This window comes from Ciceribacter sp. T2.26MG-112.2 (assembly GCF_900492205.1).
Classification (GTDB): Bacteria; Pseudomonadota; Alphaproteobacteria; order Rhizobiales; family Rhizobiaceae; genus Allorhizobium; species Allorhizobium naphthalenivorans_A.
Genome location: NZ_UEYQ01000002.1, coordinates 429,307 through 450,887 on the forward strand (window position 1 = coordinate 429,307; position 21,581 = coordinate 450,887).

Genomic DNA, 21,581 nt, shown 5'->3' on the forward strand with positions numbered 1-21,581 from the left:
TACACAGGGCAATTCGACCCTAAGCGCATGTTTTCACTGAGCAAACTTCACCCTTGGTAATCAGGTCATATTGTGCGCTTGAAGCACTAATTTATGGTTAACAGTTGGTGAAAACGGTGCGCTGTTGGCGGATATGGTCACCGTTCGTCTCAGTCCGCAGGGCCGTGTGCTACAGATCAAAAAGGCTGCGACAAGTCCAGGTCAAGAGGCTCAACTGGGACTGAGTTCTGATCCGGCATAATTTCGATCCGGACAGGTAGTCGGTAAGTCGGGGTTAGTAATACATCCTTTGGCCAAATTGCCGCGAATACTTCTTCGATTGTCGCGGAGGGTTCGAACGCAAAACTTTTCACGTACGAATTAGCCGGGTTCCCGTGTTGATCGGCGTGTTCGAGATAGTGGGCGACGGCGATAAATTTCGATGCTTTGTGGCTCATTCTGTCCATTGCGAATCTCCTTTACAGAGAAGATATCACGACTGTGGAGCCAGCAATGGGGTTATCCCCGATATCCGTTCGACGAATTTTTTTCGATCCGCCCCAGCGTCTAGGCAAGCCGTGCCGACCCTTCCGGTTGGTTCACATTCTGGGGCTTGCGGGTATAGCGTCTATTCCAATATGTTCATTTCTGAACAGCCGACTAAAGCCTTGTGGTTAATGTTTGGTTGCGAAAGCGCGGCTGGCTCAAAATCAGAGTTTTCAGCCGGAACGAGCGGCTTTTCGCCTCTATGCTGTGCATGAGATGCCCGGGATGGGCGGGTGTCTACGTCATTTTGTGGACATGGGCGGGCAAAAGCATTAAGGAAACGCTATGATCAAGCGCGCTGTAAATCTCGTCGAAGCCGGAGCCATCGAATCGGCTCTCCGGGTGGTCTCAACCGAGCGGAATGGACTGGACGCCCTGGAGCGGTCGCTGACCGAGAACCTGGCCGGCCCCTTCTGCAATGCGATCAAGGTGATCGGCAGCATTTCCGGCCGCGTGATCGTCACCGGCGTCGGCAAGAGCGGCCACATCGGCACGAAGATCGCGGCGACCTTCGCCTCGACCGGAACGCCGTCCTTCTTCGTTCATCCCGTCGAGGCCAATCACGGCGACTTGGGCATGATCGCCCGTGACGACGTCATCCTTGCCATGTCGTGGAGCGGCGAGAGCACAGAACTGCACGGCATCCTCTCCTATTCGCGCCGCTTCTCCATTCCGTTGATCGCCCTTACGGCCGGCGCGACCTCGACGCTGGCGCGCGAAGCCGACATCGTGCTTCTGCTGCCGAAGGAGCAGGAAGCCTGCCCGCACGGCCTGGCGCCGACCACCTCGACCATCATGCAGCTCGCCATGGGCGATGCGCTCGCCATTGCCCTGCTCGAAGCGCGCGGTTTCACGGCCCATGACTTCCGCACCTTCCATCCGGGCGGCAAGCTCGGTGCCATGCTCAGCCACGTCTCAGACATCATGCATACCGGAGACAGCATTCCGCTCGTTCCGGTCGGTACCGGCATGCCGGAAGCGATCACGGTCCTGTCGATGAAGCGTTTCGGCTGCGTCGGCGTGGTGGACGAGGCCGGCCTCTTGTGCGGCATCGTCACGGATGGCGATATTGCCCGTCACCTGAGCGTCAACCTCGGCGAGACATTGGTCGACGATGTGATGACGCGCAATCCGAAGACGGTCAACTCGACAATGCTGGCCACGGCCGCCATGGGCCTTCTCAACCAGCACAACATCTCGGCGCTGTTCGTCACCGAGGAGGACGGTACGCCGCTCGGCATCGTCCACTTCCATGACCTCTTGAGGATCGGTGTCGCCTGATCAGGCGGCCTCTACGATCAAATCCCGGCCATTCCAGGAAACGATCCGGACCTTGGTGCCGGCCGAAATGTCCGGACCGAGAACAGGCCAGTAGGTGTCGTCGAGGCGGATGCGCCCGTGGCCCTCGGCGATCGGCTCCTGCAGGGTCGCGGTGCGGCCGACCAGGCTCGCGCCGCGCTGGTTGAGCAGCGGTTCATCGGTCACCAGGTCCGATTTCGACAGGTACCGGCGTCCGAGCAGCGTGGCGACGACCGCCAGCGCGGCAAAGACCAGAACCTGGACCTGCCAGCCCCAGGCGGCGCTTTCCCACAGCAAGAGCGAAATCACCCCGGTCGCCAGCGCACCAATGCCGATCCACACCAGGAAGACGCCGGGCAGCAGCAGTTCCGCGCCCAGCAGCAAGAGACCGAGCAGCCACCAACTCCACGGACCCAGTTCGGCGACCATGCGGCTCAGCATCGCTCAATTCTCCTGATTGGGCGCGAAGGGGTTGACCACCGGGGTCGTGCGGGGCGGCACGACGGGCGTTGCCGGTCGGGCGCGCGGCGCTAAGGGCTGATCGGCGAACACCTCGCGGGCGATCGCGCCGATACCGCCGAGCGAGCCGATCAAGCTCGAGGCCTCCATCGGCATCAGCACGATCTTGGAATTCGGCGCAGTACCGATCGCGCTCATGGCCTCGGTGTATTTCTGGGCGACGAAGTAGTTGATGGCGTTGAGGTCGCCGGCGGCAATCGCCTCGGATACCATGTGTGTCGCCTTGGCTTCCGCCTCGGCCAGTCGCTCGCGGGCCTCCGCCTCGCGATAGGCGGCTTCGCGCTGGCCCTCCGCCTGCAGGATGGCCGATTGCTTGGCGCCCTCGGCGCGCAGGATCTGCGCATTGCGGAAACCTTCGGCTTCCAGTACCTGGGCGCGCTTCTCACGCTCGGCCTTCATCTGCCGGCCCATGGCATCGACGAGGTCCTTCGGCGGCTGGATATCCTTGATCTCGACGCGGGTGACCTTGATGCCCCAGGGGCCGACCGCCTCGTCGACGACGCGCAACAGACGGTCGTTGATGACCTCGCGGTTGGAGAGCAGTTCGTCGAGATCCATCGAGCCCATGACCGAGCGGATATTGGTCATCGTCAGGTTCAGGATGGCATTCTGGAGATCGGCAACCTGATAGGCGGCCTGGGCGGCGTTGAGGATCTGGTAGAAGGCGACCGCGTCGGCCGAGACGCTGGCATTGTCCTTGGTGATGACTTCCTGGGTCGGGACGTCGAGCACCTGTTCCATGACATTGAGCTTCGAGCCGATGCGCTCGATGAAGGGCACGATCAGGTTGAGGCCTGGCTCGAGCGTGCGGGTGTAGCGACCGAAGCGCTCGATCGTGTAACGAAAACCCTGCGGCACGGTCTTGATGCCGGCGAAGAGAACGAGAATGACGAGCGCGACGAGCGCGATGACGACGATATCGGGACCTGTAAATTCCATGACCTGCCCTCCTGGCTGTGGCCGGCGCCGGTTCGAGGCGCCGTCCGCATGGTTCTAACATCGGACGGCGACGAGGGCATTGCAAGGCCGAAGCGTCTTGGCAGTGTCGTTTAGACCCAGCCCTGCAGTTCGCGGCGCACGACCTTCTCCAGGACGCTCATGCCCTCCGGGCTGTCGTTGAGGCAGGGGATGTGAACAAACTTCTCGCCGCCATTGTGGTGGAAGATCTCGCCCGCCTCGCCGGCGATCTCCTCGAGCGTCTCCAGGCAGTCGGAAACGAAGCCGGGGTTCATGATGGCGATGCGCTTCACGCCGTCCTTAGCGAGCTTCTCCATGGTCTTGTCCGTATAGGGCTGGAGCCATTCCTCCGGTCCGAAGCGAGATTGGAAGGTCACCATGAACTTTTCCTTCGGCAGGCCGAGGCGTTCGCGCAGCAGGCGGCCGGTCTTCATGCAGTGGCAATGATAGGGGTCGCCCTGCTTGAAATAGGACTGCGGGATGCCGTGGAACGAGGTGATCAGGATCTCCGGCTCCCAGTCGAGGGTGGCGAGCTTCTTCTCGACCGAAACCGCCAGCGCATCGATATAGGTCGGGTCGTCATGATAGCGCGGCACCGTGCGGATGGCCGGCTGCCAGCGCATCTTCATCAGGTGCTCGAAGGCCTTGTCGTTGACGGTGGCGGTCGTAGAGGCCGCATATTGCGGATAGAGCGGGAAGAGCAGGATCTTTTCACAGCCGGCGGCGTGCAGTGCGTCGATCTTCGAGGCGATCGACGGCTGGCCGTAGCGCATCGCCCAATCGACGATGACGTTCGGATAGTCCTTGAGCGCTTCCGACATCAACTCGGCCTGGCTGCGCGTATAGGTCCGCAGATAGCTCTCGTCCTTGTCCTTGTTCCAGATCTCCTCATAGGCCTTGCCAACCTTCTGCGGACGCGTGTTGAGGACGATGCCGAACAGGATCGGATACCATTTCCACGGCGACCATTCGATCACGCGCTTGTCCATCAGGAATTCCTTCAGGTAGCGCCGCATCGACGTGTAGTCGGTGCCGTCCGGTGTGCCGAGATTGACGAGCAGCACGCCGACCTTGCCGAAGCGGACGGGCGGATGGTCGGAAGGCAGGTGGGAGGTATCAGCGGTCATGTCGATGTCCTGATGGTTTCTGTCGAGATCCACTACGTTGGATGGCGTCTCGGAGATCATCTCATAAAAGCAAAAACCGGCCCGGGAAACCCCGGACCGGTCGAGAACCTGCGGCAAACCGCCTTACTTGGCCGGCAGTTCCAGCTCTTCGCCGACGCCGATCCGGTTCGGGTTCTTCAGCTTGTTGGCTTCGGCGATCTTCGTCCACAGCATGCCGTCGCCATAGGTTGCGACGGCGATCTTCCACAGGCTGTCACCGAGCGCGACGGTGTACTTCTTCGCGGTGGTAGCGGCGGTCTCGGCCGCGGCCGGGGCGGCTGTGGCAGGCGTTGCCGCAGCCGGGGCCTCGGTCGTTGCAGCCGGGGCTTCCGCCGCAGCAGGGGTGGTTGCTGCGCCGGCGACTTCGGTGATGCGGCCGTCGGTGTAAGGCTTGTAAGGGCTGTTCTTGGCGATGAAGTCCGCCAGGACGGTTTCCAGGCCGGGGCCGAAATCATAGGCGTTCTGGCCGGCCGAGGCGAAGATCTTGTAGCCGTCGCCGCCGGCGCGCATGTAGTTGTTGGTGGCGACGCCGTAAAGCTTTTCCGGATCGAGCGCGACGAAACCGTCGCCCTCCTTGACCTCGACCGAGACGACGCGGCTGCCGGCCGGCTTCGACTTGTCGAACGAGTACTTCAGGCCGGACACCTGCGGGAAGCGACCGGCGCCTTCCTCGATCTGGCTGAGACCGTTTTCCAGGGCGGTGACAATGTCCGACCCCTTGAGCTTGAAGGTGGCGAGCGTGTTCTGGAAGGGCAGGACGGTCAATGCCTCGCCCATGGTCACGGTGCCGGCATCGATAGAGGCACGCAGGCCGCCGCCGTTCTGGATGGCGATCGTCACGCCCTGATCCTTGACGCGATCGACCATGGCGTCGGCGACGAGGTTGCCCATGGAGCATTCGGCCGCGCGGCAGACTTCGCGCGAGCCGTCGATGACATCGGCCGTCTCGCCGATCTCCTTCTGCTTCAGCTCTTCGATCGGTGCGCCGAGCTCGGCGACCTTGGCTGTGAAGGCTTCATCCGGAGTGACAGAGGCGTCGAGGAGCTTCGGGGCGCCTTCGGCGGTCTTGACCGCGCCGGTGTCGTCGAACACCACCTTGAGGTCGCCGAGATACTTGGAATAGGCATAGGCGGTGACGATCGGCACGTCCTTGCCGGCCGGGTTCTTGACCAGCGTCGGATAGGGACCGGCGGCCTTCTCGTCGGTCGAGGACAGAAGCGTGTGGCTATGGCCGCCGACGATGACATCAATGCCGTCGACCGCCTTGGCGATCTCCTGGTCCTTGACATAGCCGACATGCGACAAAAGCACGATCTTGTTGACGCCCGCCGCTTCGAGCTCCTTCACGGCGTCCTTCAGGTAGCCGATCTCGTCAACGAAGAGCACGTCCTCGCCGGGCGACGAGGTTTCGTCGGTGTCGGTTGCGAGGACCGAGACGACGGCGACCTTCTCGGCGCCGAATTCCTTGATGATGTACGGCTTGTACTTGTCGGCGATCGGCGTGTTGAGGCCTGCGAGCACATTGCCGGAGATCAGCGGGAACTTCAGCGCCTCGATAAATCGGGCCAGTTCTTCCGGGCCGTCGTCGAATTCGTGGTTGCCGATCGCCATGGCGTCGAAGCCGATGCCGTTCATGAATTCGGCGATCGGGGCGCTCTTGTAGGTGGTATAGAACAGCGATCCCTGGAACTGGTCGCCGGCATCGAGCACGAGAAGATTGGCGTCCTTTAATTCCGCCCGGCGGCTGTCGATCGCCGACTTGACGCGGGCGATGCCGCCGAAGCATTCGTTCTTGCCGGCCTCTTCGGCCGAGCAGGTGGAATCATATTTGTTGATCGCTTCGATGCGCGAGTGGAAATCGTTGATGTGCAGGATGTTCAGCTCGAAATCGGCAAGCGCGCCGCTGGCGGAAAGGGCGAGCACCGAGGCGCTCAAAAGGCCGGATCGCAGGTGTTTCAACATGGCTTATCTCCTGTTTTGGCAATAGAGCCGCAAAACGCCGTTGGGCATGTGTGCAGCGCAAGAAAGTTCCCTGATGGCGGCGATGTTTTCATCATGCGGCCGGGACTGCAAGCGAAATTCCGCACTGCATTCTTCAACCGGGAGTGCCCGAAACGACAAACCGGCCGATGCTTGCATCGACCGGTTCATCGTCAGGCAAATGGGACGAAAGGCTCAGCCGCGGCGGGCGAGCGAGAACTGGGAACCTGCGTCGGAGGTGCAGTTCAACTGGCTCGGCGTCACCATGGCGCAATTGACCTTGGACTGCGTATTGCGCACCAGCGACGTCAAGTTGATCTCGACGAGCCGATCGGAAACCATGGTATAGGTGCCGGAAGCCAGCAACTGGTTGCTGTCGGTCGTTCGGGTGGAGAAGGTGCCGGCCTGGAAGGTCGACACAATGCCGTTCGGGTCGACCCATGTGCCATCGACGGTCGGGGCCTGGCGGATCGGCGGCAGCGGGCGCGGACCGCTCGATGAACAGGCGGCAAGCGTTGCCGTGCATGCCAACAAAATTACAATGGACCTGATCTTCATCGCCGTCTCCTGCCTAATCGCCTTCGGCCGGCGACCTCGGAACGCCTGGCCGATTTTGCCGAACCATGCCGCGAAGGGATGGTGAAAGCAAGACCACAAGGCGGTCTGTCGCCGGGATATACAGGTTTAGCAGCAACTTATTGATATTTGGCAACAGAAAGCCCGCCGCTTTGGGCGGCGGGCGAGATCGTCGCTAAAGCGTTATCAGATCAGCGAACGAGAATGTTCCTGAACTGCCAGGGATCCTTGGTGTCGATGTCTTCGGGGAAGAGGCCCGGGCGACCATCGAGCGGGGTCCAGTCGGTGTAGTGGCCTTCGACCGGGCCGAGATATTGCGACTGGACTTCGAGGCAGCGCTTGTAGTCGACCTCGTCGGCCTCGACGATGCCGGCCTTCGGGTTCTCGATGGCCCAGACCATGCCGGCGAGAACGGCAGAGCTGACCTGCAGGCCGGTGGCGTTCTGGTAAGGCGCGATGCGGCGGGTTTCTTCCAGCGACAGGCGCGAGCCGTACCAGTAGGCGTTCTTTTCGTGGCCGTAGAGCAGCACGCCGAGCTCGTCGACGCCGTCGACCAGCTCGTTCTCGTCGAGAACATGCAGCACCGGCTGGGCATTGCCGCCATTGCCGAACATTTCGTGCAGCGAAAGGACGGCGTCATTGGCCGGATGATAGGCGTAGTGGCAGGTCGGGCGGTAGGTCACTTCGCCGTCCTTGTCACGAACCGTGTAATAGTCGGCGATCGAGATCGACTCGTTGTGGGTGACCAGGAAGCCGTATTGCGGACCGGGGGTCGGGCACCAGGTGCGGACGCGGGTGTTGGCGCCGGGCTGCTCCAGATAGATCGCGGCCTTGCAGCCCTTCTTGTGCTTCTTGGCGTTCTTCGGCATCCAGTTCTCATGGGTGCCCCAGCCGAGTTCGGCGGGCTGCAGACCTTCCGAAATGAAGCCTTCGACCGACCAGGTGTTCCAGAAGACGTTGAGCGGCTTCGGGTTCTTGGTGCGCTGTGTGTCGCGCTCGGCGATGTGGACGCCCTTGACGCCGAGCTTCTTCATCAGCTTGGCCCAGCCTTCGCGATCGTCGGCGGCCGGCTCCTCGAACTTCAGGCCGGTTTCATTGGCGAGGTTGACGAGCGCCTGCTTGACGAACCAGGAGACCATGCCCGGGTTTGCACCGCAGGTCGAAACCGCGGTGGTGCCGCCCGGGTTCTTGTTCTTTTCGGCGCGAAGGGTTTCGCGCAGCGCATAGTTGGTGCGGTCGGCATTCTTCATGCTCTTGTCGAAATAGAAGCCGAGCCAGGGCTCGACGACGGTGTCGATGTAGAGAACGTCGAGCTTGCGGCAGAACTTCATCAGGTCGACCGAGCCGGTATCGACAGAGAGGTTGACGAGGAACCCCTGGCCGGCGCCTTCGGTCAGAAGCGGCTTCAAGAGCTTCTTGTAATTGTCCTTCGTGACGTGCGCCTGGATGTGCTTCACGCCATGCTTGGCGAGCAATTCGGCTTCGTCATTGCGGGGATCGATGACCACCATCCGGCTCTTGTCGAACTTGAAATGGCGTTCGATCAGGGGCAGCGTGCCGCGGCCGATCGAACCAAAGCCGATCATCACGATCGGGCCGGTGATCTCGCCGTACACCGGATAGGTTTGCTTGGTCATTTCCTTCTCCTTGCAATGCGGACTGGGCCCGCTGATATCGGCGGTTCTAGATCATAAAAGCCTGACACAATAAAGGGCGCTTTTCAGCTGGGGCGCACGTTCCGGACTGATTTTCATGCGTAAACGCCGGAGCGAAGACAGCGTAGCAGGTCCTCCCGCCTTTCTGCCAGCCCCTTGTAGTCGATCTGGTCGGCGGTCATCGCCTCCAGCTGGCGAGCCAGACCTTCGGCCATCCGGGCCCCGTCGGGGTGGCGCTCGAAGACGGCCACGGGGTCGAGATAGATGCGGATGGTGAAGACGATGTCGCCGGTTGCCGGCAGCTTGCGCAGGGTTTGGCGTTCGACTCGGACGAAGGCCGAGCGGGGATCGATGCCGTGGGAGGCTGGATCGCTGGACGGACGGATGCTGACCGGGTGATAGAGCGCATAGCGCCAGTTGATCGACCAGTTGAAGCGCTCGGCCGGCAGGTCCGGCTGGAGATTGTCGAACACCCGGTTGATGATGGTGTCGTTGCGCGTGCCGCCCTCAAAACCCGGCACATGCGCGTGGACCTCTGCCATCGGCCGCATGAATTTTTCCGCCAGCGACCAGGAGGAGGGGAAGGCGAGATGGGCGGCGATGATCGTCCATCCGTCGGGCTTCTTGCGCAGGATGACCAGGTCGTCCTGGACGAGGGATCCGGCGCGCAGGAGCGGCGGGCGGCTTTCGTCGGCGAGGTCCACGGCATGCCCGGCCATGGTCATGGTCGGGCCTGAGCGGTTGTAGCGGTCGCCGTGGGATTGCTCGAGGTGACCCACCAGCAGATCGAGACATTCCTGCTGGGCGTCGAGGCTTTCCGGCGCGGCGCGGAAGATGTCGTCGAAATGCTCATCTTCGAGGCGCTGCTTTTCGTTGAGATAGCGCCCGAGATCGTCATCCGGTTCGATCCAGCGGCGAGGATCGAGCGCGAAAAGACCGATGGCGAAGGGTCTGGTGGCGTCGCTGGCATAGGGGGTGTAGGTGGGTGAGGTCATGGGAGCACAATTCTCGATTTGCGCACTATCATCTAGATTGATAATCTACGGTCAAGTCGAATAGGAGCCCGATCATGAAACATGGCGCTTCGGTCCAAGTTCCCGTCGAAGTCAGGGAGCGGCTGGATGCTCTTTCGCTCAAGGTGCGGCGCGAGGTCTCTGACCTGGCCGCCGAGGCCCTGAACGACTACCTGGACGCGGTGGACCAGGAGCCGCCGGAACTCTTCGTCTCCAATGAAGTGATGACGGCCTGGCTCAACAGCTGGGGCACAGCGGACGAACGCGGCGCTCCAGAGGCAGACATCAGAAAACCCGCCTGATATGCGAATAATTTGGGCGAGGTCAGCGCTGTTGGACCTGATTGCCATTCGCGCCTACATAGCTCAGCACCATCCACACGCGGCTGCACGTATTGCGGCTGAAATTGTTGAGACAGCGGAATTCCTGGCTCTCAATCCTGCTCTTGGTACCGCTTTGCCCAAGCCGGGTTATCGCAGACTCGTGATCGGCGGGACGGTCTATATCCTCATATATCGCATCAGGTCCGACGACCTCGAAATTCTGGAGGTGTTTGATGCACGCCGCCGCCGTCCGAGAACTAGGATCCGATAAGCAGCGGAACGAAGGATGCGCTTCGCGGTCAGTGCCGCAAAATGTCCAATCCGTCGGCCGTTCGCGTCAGGGCCACCTCGGTGATCTCATAGTCAGCCACGCCGTGAACCGAAAACGGATCGGCGGCAACGAAGGCCTCGATGTCCGCGCGCTCGCCCCTGGCAAGGATCAGGCCGCCGGTGCGGGGCACCTTGCGGCCGGAGGCGAGGAACATGCCGATGTCGTAGCCCTGTTTCACCCAGGCCACGTGCGGTTCCATCAGGCGGTCTGCCTCTTCCTGCGGCTTCACATAGGTGAGCGAGAGGATGAACATCAGGCGTCGCCTTCCACCAGTTCGGCGCGGATCAGGCCGCGCAGCGAATTGCCGACATAGAGTTTTCTGAAATGCAGGTCCTCGGGCCGCAGGACCTCGCTTCTGGCTTTGCGTTCGCGGATGAGTTCTGCACGCAAGACGCCCGGCAGCAGGCCGCTCGACAGGGCTGGTGTCACGAACCGGCCTTCCTCGACCTCGGCGAAGAGATTGGTGATAGTACCCTCGCAGACTTCGCCGCGTTCGTTCAGCAGCAGCACCTCGTCGGCCTCCTCAAGCTTGAACTCGGCACGCGCCGCCTCATAGGGTTCGCGGCGCGAGGTCTTGTGGCGGTACAGGCTGTCGTCGGATTTCAGCCGGGTTTCGGCGATGCGGAGCCGCCAGACCGTGTCTTCGGACTGGAGAGCGAACGGCGCCACGGTGACGTCGATCTTGCCGCGAAAGCTCATGGTCAGGCGCACACGAAGTGGCTGGTCACCCTCGACGGCTGCGTTCAACCTCGCCAGCGCATCCTGCGGCTGGCGAAATCCGAGCGCGTCGGCGGAGCGCGAGAGCCGACGCAAATGCTGGTCGATCCGGAGAAAGCCTTCATCCGGCTGCCAGCGCATGGTTTCGATCAGCGAGAAATCCATTGATCCCCTACCGCAAAGCGCGCCTTCAACAGGCACTCCTCGTATTCCGCTTCCGCCTTCGAATCGAAGACGATGCCGCCGCCGACATTGAAGACTGCGCGGTGGTCTTTGAACAGTGTCAGAGTTCGTATGGCCACCGAAAAGCGCATGGGCCCGGAAGGGTCGCAATAGCCGATGGCGCCGCAATAGACATCGCGCGGGCCGGCTTCGAGTTCGGCGAGAATGCGCATTGCCCACATTTTCGGCGCGCCGGTGACCGAACCGCAGGGGAAGAGGGCGCGGAAGATTTCGGGAAGGCCTGTCCCGTCCACAAGCCTTGCCCGCACATGGCTCACCATCTGGTGCACGGTCGGATAGGTCTCGATCTCGAACAGCCTTGGTACGGACAGCGTGCCGACCTCGCTGATCGCCGAGATGTCGTTGCGCAGCAGGTCGACGATCATGCGGTTTTCCGCCTGGGTCTTCTCGTCGGCGAGCATGGCGGCGATGATCGCCTCGTCTTCGCCCGGCGTTGCCCCGCGGGGTGCCGTGCCCTTCATCGGGTGGGTCTCGATCCAGCCCTCGCTATCGACCTTGAAGAACAGTTCGGGCGAGCGCGACAGGATCACCGGGCCGCCAAGATCGATCAGCGCGCCGTAGTGTACCGGCTGTCGGGCAACCAAAGACCAGAAGGCAGAGCGTGGATCGCCGCGCCAGCGAGCCTCGATCGGCATGGTGAGGTTCGCCTGGTAGCAATCGCCCCTGCGCAGGTGATCGTGCAGGCGCTCGAAGCGCTGGCGGTAGGCGGCGAAATCCCATCGGGCATGCGGCTCGGTGACGAAGGGGGCGTCGTCCGTCTCGACCGGCGCTGCAAGGGGATGTCCGGCCGGCGCGGGAGCGTCGAAAATGCTCATGGCGATCAGCGGCGTCTCGCGACCATCTTCGACGAGCGGCCTCAGCTTGCCCTCGAAGACATAACCCGCTTCATAAGAGACGAAACCCGCCAGCCATTTTCCCGATCGCCGCGCCGTCTCCAGCCGCTCGAAGGCGGGCAGAACCTCGCTTGCCCTCCGCGCAACGACGATGTCGCGCGGATCGGCAAACAGCAGGCTTTCTCCGCGCTTGTCGTCGCGGAACAGGGCATAGAGGGCATGGTCAGCCATAGGGCTTGAGCGTTCTCCGGTTCAGGAGGTCTTATCAAGCGCCTCCAGTTCGTCGATCAGGCCTTCTATCATCGACAGGCCCTTGGCCCAGAACGACGGATCGGTGGCGTCGAGGCCGAAGGGGGCGAGCAGTTCCGAATGGTGCTTCGTGCCGCCGGCTTTCAGCAGTTCGAAATACTTCTGCTGGAAGCCCTCTTCGGCATTCTGGTAGACGGCGTAGAGCGAGTTCACCAGGCAATCGCCGAAGGCATAGGCATAGACGTAGAAGGGCGAATGGATGAAGTGGGGGATATAGGCCCACCAGCTCTCATAGCCTTCCGAAATGCGAATTGCCGGCCCCAAGCTCTCCGACTGCACCGACAGCCACAGCTCACCGATCTTCTCCGCCGTCAGCTCGCCTTCCTTGCGCGCCGTGTGCACCTTGCGCTCGAATTCGTAGAAGGCGATCTGGCGCACGACCGTGTTGATCATGTCCTCGACCTTCTGAGCCAGCATGGCCTTGCGTTCTTTGCTGTCGGCCGTGCGGTCGAGCAGGGTGCGGAAGGTCAGCATCTCGCCGAACACGGAAGCGGTTTCGGCCAGCGTCAGCGGCGTCTGGCACATCAGCGGCCCCTGCGCGCCGGCGAGCACCTGGTGGACGCCGTGGCCGAGTTCATGGGCGAGCGTCATGACATCGCGCGGCTTGCCGAGGTAGTTCAGGAGGACATAGGGGTGCGCCGAGGGGACCGTCGGATGGGCAAAGGCACCCGGTGCCTTGCCGGCGCGCGCGGGGGCGTCGATCCATTGCTCGTCGAAGAAGCGGCCGGCGATCTCGGCCATTTCGGGCGCAAAGGCGCCGTAGGCTGACAGAACCGTATCCTTGGCCTCGTTCCACGGGATGAGCCGGTCAGGGGTTTCCTTGAGCGGCGCGTTGCGATCCCAATAGTTCATCTGCTCCATGCCGAGCCATTTCGCCTTCATGGCGTAGTAGCGATGCGACAGGCGCGGATAGGCCTCACGCACGGCCGCAGCCAGCGCGTCGACCACATCGCGCTCGACGCGGTTCGCCAGGTGGCGGCTGTCGGCGATGTCCTCGAAGCCGCGCCAGCGATCCGAGATTTCCTTGTCCTTGGCGAGCGTGTTGGTGACCAGCACGAAGATACGGATATTGTCCTTGAAGGTCTGCGACAGCGCCGTGGCCGCCTGCTCGCGCAGCGCCGGATAGGCATCCTGCAGCATGTTGAGGGTGGCTTCGAGCGGCAGTTCCTGCTCGCCGACCCTGAAGCGCAGCGAGGCGAGCGTCTCGTCGAACAGCCGGTTGAAGGCGGCCGCGCCCGTCATCGATTTCTCGAGAAAGAGCTGCTCGATCCTGTCTTCAAGTTGGAACGGCTTGTCCTTGCGCAGGTCGACGATCCACGGGCGGTAGTGGGCGAGCGCCGGATCGCTCTGCATGCCGGCATCGACGATGGCGTCGTCGATCCGGTTCAGCTCCAGCGAGAAGAACAGGAGATGGGCGGAAATGTCGGTGAGCCTGGCTTGAACGTCGCCGAAGAACTTGCCGTTTTCCGCATTTGTCATGTCGGAATAGTAGGTGAGGCCAGCATAGGAGGCGATCCGGCCGAGCAGGTCTTCCAGCGCTTCGAGCTCACGCAGCGCCGCAGCCAGTCCCTGGTCGCCGGTCAGTGAGGCGGCTTGCGTGAGCTTGCCTTTCCATCTCATCTCGAAGGTGACGGCATCGCTGGCGGCCTTCTCCAGATCGCCGCGGAAGGCATCGGAGGTCTGCGACGGATAGAGATGCGAGAGGTCCCACAGCGGAAGGCCGCCCAGCTCGGGCTGCACCGCGCCGCTCGGAGTGGTTGCGGACAGGGTGCGGACGGGCTCAAAATCTCTCGGCATGGTGGTCCTTCTCTTTTCCCGACGGATCGTGGAGATGTAGTCAGTCCCGCCCGATGGGGCAAGCGTGCGTTCCCGCCGGTGCCGGACTTGTCATGCCCGATGGGTGCTATCAGATTGATAAAATGCGAGCTTTTCTCAAAACTGGATGTTCAGTCCTTTCTGGCAGGTTTGCCCGAGCCATGGTTTGCAATCCGCATTCCGCCTGAAGCGCCAGAATGAATCCGGGAGCTCGACGTTGACCGCTCATATCCTTGTAATCGATGACGATGCGGCGCAGCGCCGCGCACTCAAGGCGGCGATCGAGGGGCTTGGGCATGTCGTTCATCTTGCCGATAGCGACCAGGCCGGGCTTGAGGTGTTTCGCCGGCATCGAAACGAGATCACCGTAGTGTTGGCCGACCTTTCCACGCCTGAGCGTGTCGGCAACGGCTTCCTCCAGTCGCTCGGCGACCTGCATGCGAGCGTTCCGGTGATCGTCCAGACGTCCGAGGGCGCCACCCATCGCGCGGTGGAGGCCATGCGGGCCGGCGCCTTCGATTTTCTCGTCAAGCCATGCTCGAGCGAGCGCATTTGCGCTGCAATCAACAGCGCCATCCGGTTCAACCGCAACGGTTCGCAGGGCAAATCCGTTCGCCGCACGCGCTCCGGTACGGTCGGCTTCGGCGACATCGTCGCGGCGAGTTCGGCCATGGCGCGCGCGGTGGAACTCGGCCGGCGGGCCGCCCAGTCCGTCATTCCGGTCATGCTTGAGGGGGAGGCCGGCGTCGGCAAGGAAATGATGGCGCGTGCCATCCATGCGACGAGCGAACGCTCGGCGCGGGCCTTTGTCGCTGTCAACTGCGCCGCCGTTCCTCACGCCCTGATCGAAGGCGTGCTGTTCGGTCCGGACGCAGTCGACCCGGCCGGTGGCGGCCAGGTGCCCGGCAAGTTCTCCGAGGCCGAAGGCGGAACGCTGTTTATCGAGGAAATCAGTGAATTGCCCGCCCACGTGCAGACCCGGCTGCTTTCGGTCGTCCACAACGGGGAGATCGACGGGCTCAACGGCAAGCGGCCCCGCAAGGTGAATGTCCGGCTGATCTTCGCCACCAACAAGGATCTGATCGAGGAGGTCAAGGCGGGGCGGTTCCGGGAGGATCTCTACTATCGCCTCAACGTCTTTCCGATCACCATCGCTGCACTGCGCCGCCGCAAGGAGGACATTCCGCATCTGGCGCGCGCCTTCGTCGAGCGGTTCTCGGCGGAGCAACGCCTGGCAAAGCCGTTGGCCATCGATGCGGCGGCGCTGGGCCTTCTGACCGGCTATGACTGGCCGGGCAATACGCGGCAACTGGAAAATGCGGTGTTCCGGGCGGTCGTCCTGGCCGAAGGGCCGGTGCTTGGCGAGTCCGACTTCCCGCAGATCGCGGCGCAAAGGGTATCCGACCGTCCATCGCCGGCGCCTGTCGCAGAACGCGGCGGATACGAAGTCGCGCCTGCCGCCACGGCGCCTGTCCTCGATGTGGCCAGTCACGGTCACGCCTCCGAATCGCCGGTCGAACCGGCGCCGACCGGAAGGTCCGCTCCGTCCGGCGATATCGCTGCGAACGTCATCATCAGCACAGACGATGCCGGCAATGTGCGCAAACTGGCCGAGATCGAGGAGGAGCTGATCCGATTCGCTCTCAAGTTCTATCGCGGGCAGATGAGCCAGGTCGCGCGCAAGCTCGGAATCGGTCGTTCGACGCTCTATCGCAAGCTCAAGGACTATGGAATCGACCCCGACGATCCGCAAAAACACGCGGCATGATGCCGCGAAGAAGCCCCATTGTTAACTGTCGGGTAAAGGTGTTCTCTTATCAGCAGCTAATCACTTGTTAGGCATACGTTCACTATATATGGATTGCTTGTGTGCATGTGGCAAATTTGCCATGGTGTTACCGCATTTGGCAGTCATTTAGGTTGACGCGGGACGTAGTCTTTCGGACGGGGATTGAATTGCTGATAACGCATGATCGCAGCGCGCCTTTCGGCGGAAACGGGCGCAGTCATCCGGCTGCGCATGCACGGTCCTTCGCCCGGACGGCCCTGTCGGTCTTCGCATGTCTCCTCGTCAGTGCCATCCTCTTCCTTTACATGGCGCCCAGCGCCTCCGCTGAAACCCGCACGCTCAAGATTCATTTCGTCCACACAGGCGAAAAGGCGGCCGTCGTCTTCAAGCGCAATGGTCGCTACGACGCCAAGGGCCTGAAGCAGCTGAGCTACCTCGTGCGCGACTGGCGCCGCAACGAACCCACAAAGATGGACCCGCGGCTGTTCGACCTCGTTTGGGAAGTCTACCGTCGCTCCGGCGCGTCGGGCTATATCACGGTCGTTTCGGGCTACCGGTCGCCGGCCACCAATGCCATGCTGCGTTCGCGCTCCAAGGGCGTGGCGAAGGAAAGCCAGCACATGCAGGGCACCGCGATGGATTTCTACATTCCGGGCGTGCCGCTGAAGAAGCTGCGCGAGATCGGCATGAAGATGCAGGTCGGTGGCGTGGGTTACTATCCCAATTCCGGCTCTCCCTTCGTCCACATGGATGTTGCCGGCGTGCGCGCCTGGCCGCGCATGTCGCGTCAGGAACTGGTTCGCCTGTTCCCCGACGGCAAGACCGTCCACATCCCTTCCGACGGCAAGCCGCTGCCCGGTTACCAGCAGGCGCTGGCCGACTACAAGAAGCGGGTAACCTCCAAGCAGATCATGATCGCCGAAGAAAAGTCGGGCGGTGGCAAGCGCAAGAACCTGCTCGCCATGCTGTTCGGTGGCGGCGACGAGGACGAGGAAGAAGATGTGGTCCTGCCGAGCGAACGGCCTTCGGTCGCGCCGCAGCCCGTCGTGACGGCGGCTGAGCCGGTGATGGTGGCCAACGCTGCACCGCCGCCGCGTCAGGCGGAACTGACGATGCCGGAGCCGACCGTTGCGCTCAACGCGCCGGTGCCGGCCGCCCGACCATCGCTGACGGCGGCTGACACGAGCCTTGCCGTCGCACTGTATTCGCCGGCTCGGAACCCGGCTGAAGATGCGCTTTCGCGTGTCACATCGGGTACGCCGACGGCAGAGGAAGGCTTTGCGGATCTGCAGGCGATGAAGATTCCGGTTCCGACCCTTCTGGGCCCGCGTGGCATGCAGGGTGATGCACAAGCTCCCGAACTCTTGACCGCCTCGGTCGATCCCGCTCTTGCCGGCGCGGTCGAAGGGGAGCTGGCGCTGGTTCCGGTGCCGGTTGCACGGCCCGCCGTGGCCGAGGCTTTGCTGGCCGGCGCCGAGAGCGAACCGGAGGCCGAGGTCGACGAAATCGAGCAGGCTATCCTTTCGCCGGAAGCTGCCGCGGCACTGGAAGAGAACAACATGCCCCTGCCGGGATCGCGTCCGGAAGCGCCGGTATCGAGTGCCGCCTTGCCGGTCCAGACGGACGAAACGACGGACGAAACACCGGCGGTTCAGGTCGCGGCCATCGCGCCGAGAGCCAAGCCCGCAGCGGGTGAAGGCGAGTTCGGCGACGGCTTCGACATGCCGAAGACGGTTGACGCAAACGGGATCGCGGCTGGCCTGCCGGCCAAGGGCAAGCGTCCGAGCCAGGCCGAGGCCGAGGCTGCGCGAATGGCCATGACAGGCGGTCGCCTCACCGAGGACATGATCTCCTATTGGGCATTGAACCAGGACCGCTTCGAAAAGGTCGACAAGGCGGCCAAGGCGCCGCGGGTTGTCAGCCGCTCGCTGAGCGCACCCACGGCGGCCGTGCCGGTCGGCTTCCAGCAGGGCGCCGTGTCGGTCGATCCGAGCCGTTTCGGCGCACCATAAGCTCGACGCGCGCCGAGACAGATCGACCAATTTTCTCGTCGACAGAACAGCGAAAGCCCGCCTGACAGGTCGTCAGGCGGGCTTTTCAAAGTGAAGAAACCTAAGGTGCCGGGTTATTCCTCCGGCGGGGTCTCGATCATGCCGAGGGCGTGCAGGTAGGTGTCGAGGATCAGATCCTCCTCCATGCGCTCCTGCTCGTCCTTCTTGCGCAGCGCAATCACCTTCTTGAGGATCTTGGTGTCGAAGCCCATGGACTTGGCTTCGCCGTAGACATCCTTGATGTCGTCGGCGATGGTCTTCTTTTCCTCTTCGAGACGCTCGATGCGCTCGACGAAGGCGCGGAGCTGGTCGCGGGCGACGCCGTGTGCGGCATCAGACATGGGCATTCTCCTTGAATAGCGGTAATCTCATTTCGTGGGGCTGAACTGCCGCGAAGCGGGGCTCGCGTCAAGACCCAAGTTGCACGCAAGCGATCACTCTTCGGTCCTGCGTCGCACGGCAGGCAGGCGCTGGGCGAATTGCGCAGGCAATTGCGGCGAATTCCCGTTCATCCGCGGAGCGCTTGCTCAGTCGATCGGGTAGGGGCCCGTGCGGGAGGCGTGGACCTCGTAGCGGTGCAGCGCCGGGTCGGCATTGAGGCTGTCGAAGATGGGTGCGAGCCGCTCGGCCCAGGCGGCAACGCCCGCATCGTCGCCGATCAGATCCTGTCTTATTTCCAGCAGCGCGTGCGGCGTTCCCGTCATCATGCAATGACGATACATCGTGTCGCCCTTCAGGGCGCCGTCATAGGGTTCGTTGTCGCCGACCAGAATGTCGCCGGTTGCCCGCAGGTGATGAAGCAGGGGCTCCACGGCGCGATGATCGCTGTCCCACAGCACCGCGGCATGCCAGGGGCGGGCAACGCCTTTCCAGGCAGGCGTATAGGAATGCAGCGACAGGACCAGCGGCGCCTTTCCCGAGGCGGCGGCGACCGCTGCGATCGTCCGGCTGACGGCATCGTGATAGGGCCGGTGGAAGGTGCCGATGCGGTGGTTCCATTCCTCGGGGCTGATCGGGTGATTGCCGGGAATGATCGCGCCGTCGGAGATCTTCATGATCAGCGTCGGATCGTCCTCACCGCGGTTCGGGTCGATCAGCAGGCGCGAAAAACGGCTCATCACTGCGGGCACGCCGAGCCGCGCGGAGAGCAGGCGGGTCAGGGCCTCGATGCCGATGTCGTAGGCGATGTGGCGGGCAAAGGCTGTGTCGGGCAGGCCCAGACTGCCGTAGTGCTTCGGCAGATGGTTGGTCGCATGGTCGGCCAGAAGCACGAGGCCCCGCTCGGCGTGCCCATCCAGGATTTCATAGGCATCGGTGTCTTGCATGAAGGAAAGCCGCGAATGGTTGTCGCCGGCTTGATGACATGGGGGAAAGACGAGCGCAAGCTTTCGCCCCGGTCACGTTTGTGCCAAGATCGCGGTCGATGGTTTATGTCAAAAATATAATCGATTAGAATTGCGTTGACTTTCCTAGACCATCATCGCAAGAAAGCAGTCGACGCACAAACATGGAGTTCCAGCGGAAACCGTGCTGAAGCAAGATAGAATTCCAAGCGCCCTCGGGAGCGCGCGTCATCTCAGACATTTTCTCATCGCCAGTGCCCTCGTTGCACCGCTGTTTGCAGCCGGGGTGGCCCATGCCGAGTTCCGTGTGTGCAACGGCACACAGAACCTCGTCGGCGTGGCAATCGGCTACCGTGCGGCCGAAGGCTGGATCACGGAAGGCTGGTGGCAGGTTCCGGCCTCGACCTGCGCGACGCTGATCGAGGGCGAACTGCAATCACGCTACTACTATCTCTATGCCGAGGATGCTGCCCGCGGCGGACGCTGGACGGGCGACATCAACATGTGCGCCGCCGAGAACGAGTTCAAGATCGTCGGCGTGCAGGACTGCTTCGCGCGGGGCTACCAGCAGATGGGATTCAAGGAATACGACACGGGCCGACAGGGCAGCTGGATGGTCCAGCTTTCCGACACGCCCGGCACGCAGGAAAGCCAGAACTGATGAAGCGTAATCGCAAAGTGAAGATCCTCGCAACGCTCGGCCCGGCCTCGTCCGACGAAGCGATGATCCGAAAGCTGCATGAGGCGGGGGCGGACCTGTTCCGCATCAACATGAGCCATGCCAGCCACGATGTGATGCGCAGCCTGATCGCCAAGATCCGTTCCGTCGAGGCCGAATGCGGCCGGCCGATCGGCATTCTTGCCGACCTTCAGGGGCCGAAGCTGCGTGTCGGCAAGTTTGCCGACACGACGGTGGAACTGGTGCCGGGCCAGACCTTCACCCTAGACGACAAGGACGTACCGGGCGACAATACCCGCGTCTTCCTCCCCCATCCGGAAATCCTCACCTCGGTGAAGCCGGGCCACCGTCTGCTGATCGACGACGGCAAGCTGCATCTGCGCGCCGAGAAGTGTGATGGCAAGAGCATCGTCACTACCGTCGTCTCCGGCACCAAGATCTCCGACCGCAAGGGTGTGAGCCTGCCCGATACGCTGCTCGCGGTTGGCGTCCTCACCCCAAAGGACCATGCGGACCTCGATGCCGTTCTCGCGACGGACGAGGTCGACTGGGTGGCGCTCTCGTTCATCCAGCGACCGGAAGACCTGGCCGAGGTGCGCAAGATCGCCCGTGGCCGCGTCGGCCTGATGTCGAAGATCGAGAAGCCGCAGGCGATCGAGCGCATCGACGAAATCATCGAACTCTCCGACGCGCTGATGGTGGCGCGTGGCGACCTCGGCGTGGAAATGCCGCTGGAAGCCGTTCCGGGCCTGCAGAAGCAGTTGATCCGTGCCTGTCGCCGGGCCGGCAAGCCGGTCGTGGTTGCGACGCAGATGCTCGAATCGATGATCTCGGCACCGGTGCCGACACGCGCCGAAGTCTCCGACGTCGCGACGGCCGTGTTCGAAGGTGCAGATGCCGTCATGCTGTCGGCCGAATCGGCGTCCGGCCAGTATCCGGTCGAGGCGGTCTCCACCATGGCGTCGATCGCCCGCACGGTCGAGCGCGAGCCGCACTATCCCGGCATCATCTACGCCCAGCGCGCCCAGCCGGAAGCGACCGGCGCGGACGCCATCTCGCTCGCCGCCCGCCAGATTGCCGAGACGCTGAAGCTGACGTCGATCGTCTGCTACACCTCGTCGGGCAATACCGGGCTTCGCGCCGCGCGCGAGCGTCCCGAAGTGCCGATCATCGCCCTTTCGCCGGTCATCCAGACCGCGCGCCGCCTGTCGGTCGTCTGGGGTCTGCATTGCGTCGTCTCCGAAGAGCCGACCGATCTTGACGACATGGTCAACCGCGCCTGCCGCATCGTCGTGGCCGAAGGCTTCGGCAAACCGGGCGACCGCGTCATCATCTCGGCCGGCGTGCCGCTCGGAACGCCGGGTGCCACCAACATGCTGCGCATCGCCTATATCGGTTCGGACGGTCTGTCGGGTATCTGACGGTCGACATTGCCATCGAGTTTGCGAGAGCCGCCTC

The 21,581-nt window shown here is 62.7% G+C and carries 21 protein-coding genes; 7 read left to right on the top strand and 14 right to left on the bottom strand.

The genetic code is table 11. From position 1 onward, the window contains the following. Positions 1–176: 176 nt before the first annotated feature. Positions 177–446 carry a hypothetical protein gene (locus DYZ14_RS05490; RefSeq protein WP_154719754.1) on the bottom strand — a complete coding sequence of 90 codons (270 nt, stop codon included), beginning with the start codon at positions 444–446 and terminating at the stop codon, positions 177–179. Between the two features lie 364 nt (positions 447–810). Between DYZ14_RS05490 and DYZ14_RS05495 the strand changes: the two genes are divergently transcribed. Continuing rightward, a complete protein-coding gene (locus DYZ14_RS05495; RefSeq protein WP_115669725.1) occupies positions 811–1,806 on the top strand; it encodes a KpsF/GutQ family sugar-phosphate isomerase in 996 nt (331 codons plus the stop codon). Here the strand turns inward: DYZ14_RS05495 and DYZ14_RS05500 are convergent, their stop codons facing one another. From DYZ14_RS05500 to DYZ14_RS05530, 7 genes are all read right to left on the bottom strand, one after another. Next, positions 1,807–2,265: an NfeD family protein gene (locus DYZ14_RS05500; protein ID WP_154719755.1), complete on the bottom strand. Its 459-nt coding sequence runs from the start codon at positions 2,263–2,265 to the stop codon at positions 1,807–1,809. A 3-nt stretch (positions 2,266–2,268) separates the two neighbouring features. Continuing rightward, a complete protein-coding gene (locus tag DYZ14_RS05505) occupies positions 2,269–3,282 on the bottom strand; it encodes an SPFH domain-containing protein (protein WP_154719756.1) in 1,014 nt (337 codons plus the stop codon). A gap of 110 nt (positions 3,283–3,392) precedes the next feature. Further along, on the bottom strand, positions 3,393–4,427 hold the full coding sequence (hemH, locus tag DYZ14_RS05510; RefSeq protein WP_154719757.1) for a ferrochelatase: 1,035 nt from the start codon (positions 4,425–4,427) through the stop codon (positions 3,393–3,395). Between the two features lie 123 nt (positions 4,428–4,550). Continuing rightward, positions 4,551–6,428, bottom strand: a complete 1,878-nt coding sequence (locus tag DYZ14_RS05515; RefSeq protein WP_154719758.1) for a 5'-nucleotidase C-terminal domain-containing protein — start codon at positions 6,426–6,428, stop codon at positions 4,551–4,553. Between the two features lie 213 nt (positions 6,429–6,641). After that, the gene (gene omp10 / locus DYZ14_RS05520) at positions 6,642–7,004 is read right to left on the bottom strand and encodes an outer membrane lipoprotein Omp10 (RefSeq protein WP_154719759.1); all 363 of its coding nucleotides are present in this window, start codon (positions 7,002–7,004) and stop codon (positions 6,642–6,644) included. A gap of 209 nt (positions 7,005–7,213) precedes the next feature. Next, the gene (locus DYZ14_RS05525) at positions 7,214–8,659 is read right to left on the bottom strand and encodes a homospermidine synthase (RefSeq protein ID WP_154719760.1); all 1,446 of its coding nucleotides are present in this window, start codon (positions 8,657–8,659) and stop codon (positions 7,214–7,216) included. A 113-nt stretch (positions 8,660–8,772) separates the two neighbouring features. After that, positions 8,773–9,672, bottom strand: a complete 900-nt coding sequence (locus DYZ14_RS05530) for a heme-dependent oxidative N-demethylase family protein (protein ID WP_154719761.1) — start codon at positions 9,670–9,672, stop codon at positions 8,773–8,775. Between the two features lie 74 nt (positions 9,673–9,746). On the opposite strand from DYZ14_RS05530, the gene DYZ14_RS05535 reads away from it, so the two are divergent. Both DYZ14_RS05535 and DYZ14_RS24640 read left to right on the top strand, forming a co-directional pair. Continuing rightward, positions 9,747–9,992 carry a hypothetical protein gene (locus DYZ14_RS05535; RefSeq protein WP_154719762.1) on the top strand — a complete coding sequence of 82 codons (246 nt, stop codon included), beginning with the start codon at positions 9,747–9,749 and terminating at the stop codon, positions 9,990–9,992. A 1-nt stretch (position 9,993) separates the two neighbouring features. After that, complete coding sequence (locus DYZ14_RS24640; RefSeq protein ID WP_154719763.1) at positions 9,994–10,284, top strand: type II toxin-antitoxin system RelE/ParE family toxin; 291 nt, start codon at positions 9,994–9,996, stop codon at positions 10,282–10,284. A gap of 28 nt (positions 10,285–10,312) precedes the next feature. Here the strand turns inward: DYZ14_RS24640 and DYZ14_RS05545 are convergent, their stop codons facing one another. The 4 genes from DYZ14_RS05545 to DYZ14_RS05560 are packed head-to-tail and all read right to left on the bottom strand — an operon-like array spanning position 10,313 to position 14,243. Further along, positions 10,313–10,597, bottom strand: a complete 285-nt coding sequence (locus DYZ14_RS05545) for a YciI family protein (RefSeq protein ID WP_154719764.1) — start codon at positions 10,595–10,597, stop codon at positions 10,313–10,315. Continuing rightward, positions 10,597–11,226, bottom strand: a complete 630-nt coding sequence (locus DYZ14_RS05550; protein ID WP_154719765.1) for an aminotransferase class IV family protein — start codon at positions 11,224–11,226, stop codon at positions 10,597–10,599. The genes DYZ14_RS05545 and DYZ14_RS05550 overlap by 1 nt, the downstream gene beginning before the upstream one ends. Beyond that, on the bottom strand, positions 11,211–12,368 hold the full coding sequence (locus DYZ14_RS05555) for an aminodeoxychorismate synthase component I (RefSeq protein WP_154719766.1): 1,158 nt from the start codon (positions 12,366–12,368) through the stop codon (positions 11,211–11,213). The genes DYZ14_RS05550 and DYZ14_RS05555 overlap by 16 nt, the downstream gene beginning before the upstream one ends. 21 nt (positions 12,369–12,389) lie before the next feature. Then, positions 12,390–14,243, bottom strand: coding sequence for a M3 family oligoendopeptidase (locus tag DYZ14_RS05560; protein WP_154719767.1), 1,854 nt, complete (start codon positions 14,241–14,243; stop codon positions 12,390–12,392). 235 nt (positions 14,244–14,478) lie between these two features. On the opposite strand from DYZ14_RS05560, the gene DYZ14_RS05565 reads away from it, so the two are divergent. After that, a complete protein-coding gene (locus DYZ14_RS05565) occupies positions 14,479–16,029 on the top strand; it encodes a sigma-54-dependent transcriptional regulator (RefSeq protein WP_154719768.1) in 1,551 nt (516 codons plus the stop codon). Between the two features lie 188 nt (positions 16,030–16,217). Continuing rightward, positions 16,218–18,062, top strand: coding sequence for a DUF882 domain-containing protein (locus tag DYZ14_RS05570; RefSeq protein WP_232365437.1), 1,845 nt, complete (start codon positions 16,218–16,220; stop codon positions 18,060–18,062). 113 nt (positions 18,063–18,175) lie between these two features. On the opposite strand, the gene DYZ14_RS05575 is transcribed toward DYZ14_RS05570, so the two are convergent. Both DYZ14_RS05575 and DYZ14_RS05580 read right to left on the bottom strand, forming a co-directional pair. Continuing rightward, entirely contained in the window at positions 18,176–18,442 is a 267-nt protein-coding gene (locus DYZ14_RS05575) for a DUF2312 domain-containing protein (RefSeq protein WP_028736531.1), read from the bottom strand. 186 nt (positions 18,443–18,628) lie between these two features. Continuing rightward, a complete protein-coding gene (locus DYZ14_RS05580; protein WP_154719769.1) occupies positions 18,629–19,426 on the bottom strand; it encodes an N-formylglutamate amidohydrolase in 798 nt (265 codons plus the stop codon). Between the two features lie 265 nt (positions 19,427–19,691). On the opposite strand from DYZ14_RS05580, the gene DYZ14_RS05585 reads away from it, so the two are divergent. Further along, positions 19,692–20,105 carry a DUF1036 domain-containing protein gene (locus tag DYZ14_RS05585; protein ID WP_115669963.1) on the top strand — a complete coding sequence of 138 codons (414 nt, stop codon included), beginning with the start codon at positions 19,692–19,694 and terminating at the stop codon, positions 20,103–20,105. Further along, positions 20,105–21,544, top strand: coding sequence for a pyruvate kinase (gene pyk, locus DYZ14_RS05590; protein ID WP_154719770.1), 1,440 nt, complete (start codon positions 20,105–20,107; stop codon positions 21,542–21,544). The genes DYZ14_RS05585 and pyk overlap by 1 nt, the downstream gene beginning before the upstream one ends. Positions 21,545–21,581 lie beyond the last annotated feature (37 nt).

Excerpts from the sequence above, each read along its gene's own strand:
- DYZ14_RS05550 (WP_154719765.1), bottom strand. The coding sequence starts at position 11,226 with ATGGATTTCTCGCTGATCGAAACCATGCGCTGGCAGCCGGATGAAGGC.
- DYZ14_RS05580 (WP_154719769.1), bottom strand. The coding sequence starts at position 19,426 with ATGCAAGACACCGATGCCTATGAAATCCTGGATGGGCACGCCGAGCGG.
- pyk (WP_154719770.1), top strand. The coding sequence starts at position 20,105 with ATGAAGCGTAATCGCAAAGTGAAGATCCTCGCAACGCTCGGCCCGGCC.
- DYZ14_RS05575 (WP_028736531.1), bottom strand. The coding sequence starts at position 18,442 with ATGTCTGATGCCGCACACGGCGTCGCCCGCGACCAGCTCCGCGCCTTC.
- DYZ14_RS05505 (WP_154719756.1), bottom strand. The coding sequence starts at position 3,282 with ATGGAATTTACAGGTCCCGATATCGTCGTCATCGCGCTCGTCGCGCTC.
- omp10 (WP_154719759.1), bottom strand. The coding sequence starts at position 7,004 with ATGAAGATCAGGTCCATTGTAATTTTGTTGGCATGCACGGCAACGCTT.
- DYZ14_RS05490 (WP_154719754.1), bottom strand. The coding sequence starts at position 446 with ATGGACAGAATGAGCCACAAAGCATCGAAATTTATCGCCGTCGCCCAC.
- DYZ14_RS05535 (WP_154719762.1), top strand. The coding sequence starts at position 9,747 with ATGAAACATGGCGCTTCGGTCCAAGTTCCCGTCGAAGTCAGGGAGCGG.
- DYZ14_RS05515 (WP_154719758.1), bottom strand. The coding sequence starts at position 6,428 with ATGTTGAAACACCTGCGATCCGGCCTTTTGAGCGCCTCGGTGCTCGCC.
- DYZ14_RS05525 (WP_154719760.1), bottom strand. The coding sequence starts at position 8,659 with ATGACCAAGCAAACCTATCCGGTGTACGGCGAGATCACCGGCCCGATC.
- DYZ14_RS24640 (WP_154719763.1), top strand. The coding sequence starts at position 9,994 with ATGCGAATAATTTGGGCGAGGTCAGCGCTGTTGGACCTGATTGCCATT.
- DYZ14_RS05495 (WP_115669725.1), top strand. The coding sequence starts at position 811 with ATGATCAAGCGCGCTGTAAATCTCGTCGAAGCCGGAGCCATCGAATCG.
- hemH (WP_154719757.1), bottom strand. The coding sequence starts at position 4,427 with ATGACCGCTGATACCTCCCACCTGCCTTCCGACCATCCGCCCGTCCGC.
- DYZ14_RS05555 (WP_154719766.1), bottom strand. The coding sequence starts at position 12,368 with ATGGCTGACCATGCCCTCTATGCCCTGTTCCGCGACGACAAGCGCGGA.
- DYZ14_RS05500 (WP_154719755.1), bottom strand. The coding sequence starts at position 2,265 with ATGCTGAGCCGCATGGTCGCCGAACTGGGTCCGTGGAGTTGGTGGCTG.
- DYZ14_RS05545 (WP_154719764.1), bottom strand. The coding sequence starts at position 10,597 with ATGTTCATCCTCTCGCTCACCTATGTGAAGCCGCAGGAAGAGGCAGAC.
- DYZ14_RS05560 (WP_154719767.1), bottom strand. The coding sequence starts at position 14,243 with ATGCCGAGAGATTTTGAGCCCGTCCGCACCCTGTCCGCAACCACTCCG.
- DYZ14_RS05530 (WP_154719761.1), bottom strand. The coding sequence starts at position 9,672 with ATGACCTCACCCACCTACACCCCCTATGCCAGCGACGCCACCAGACCC.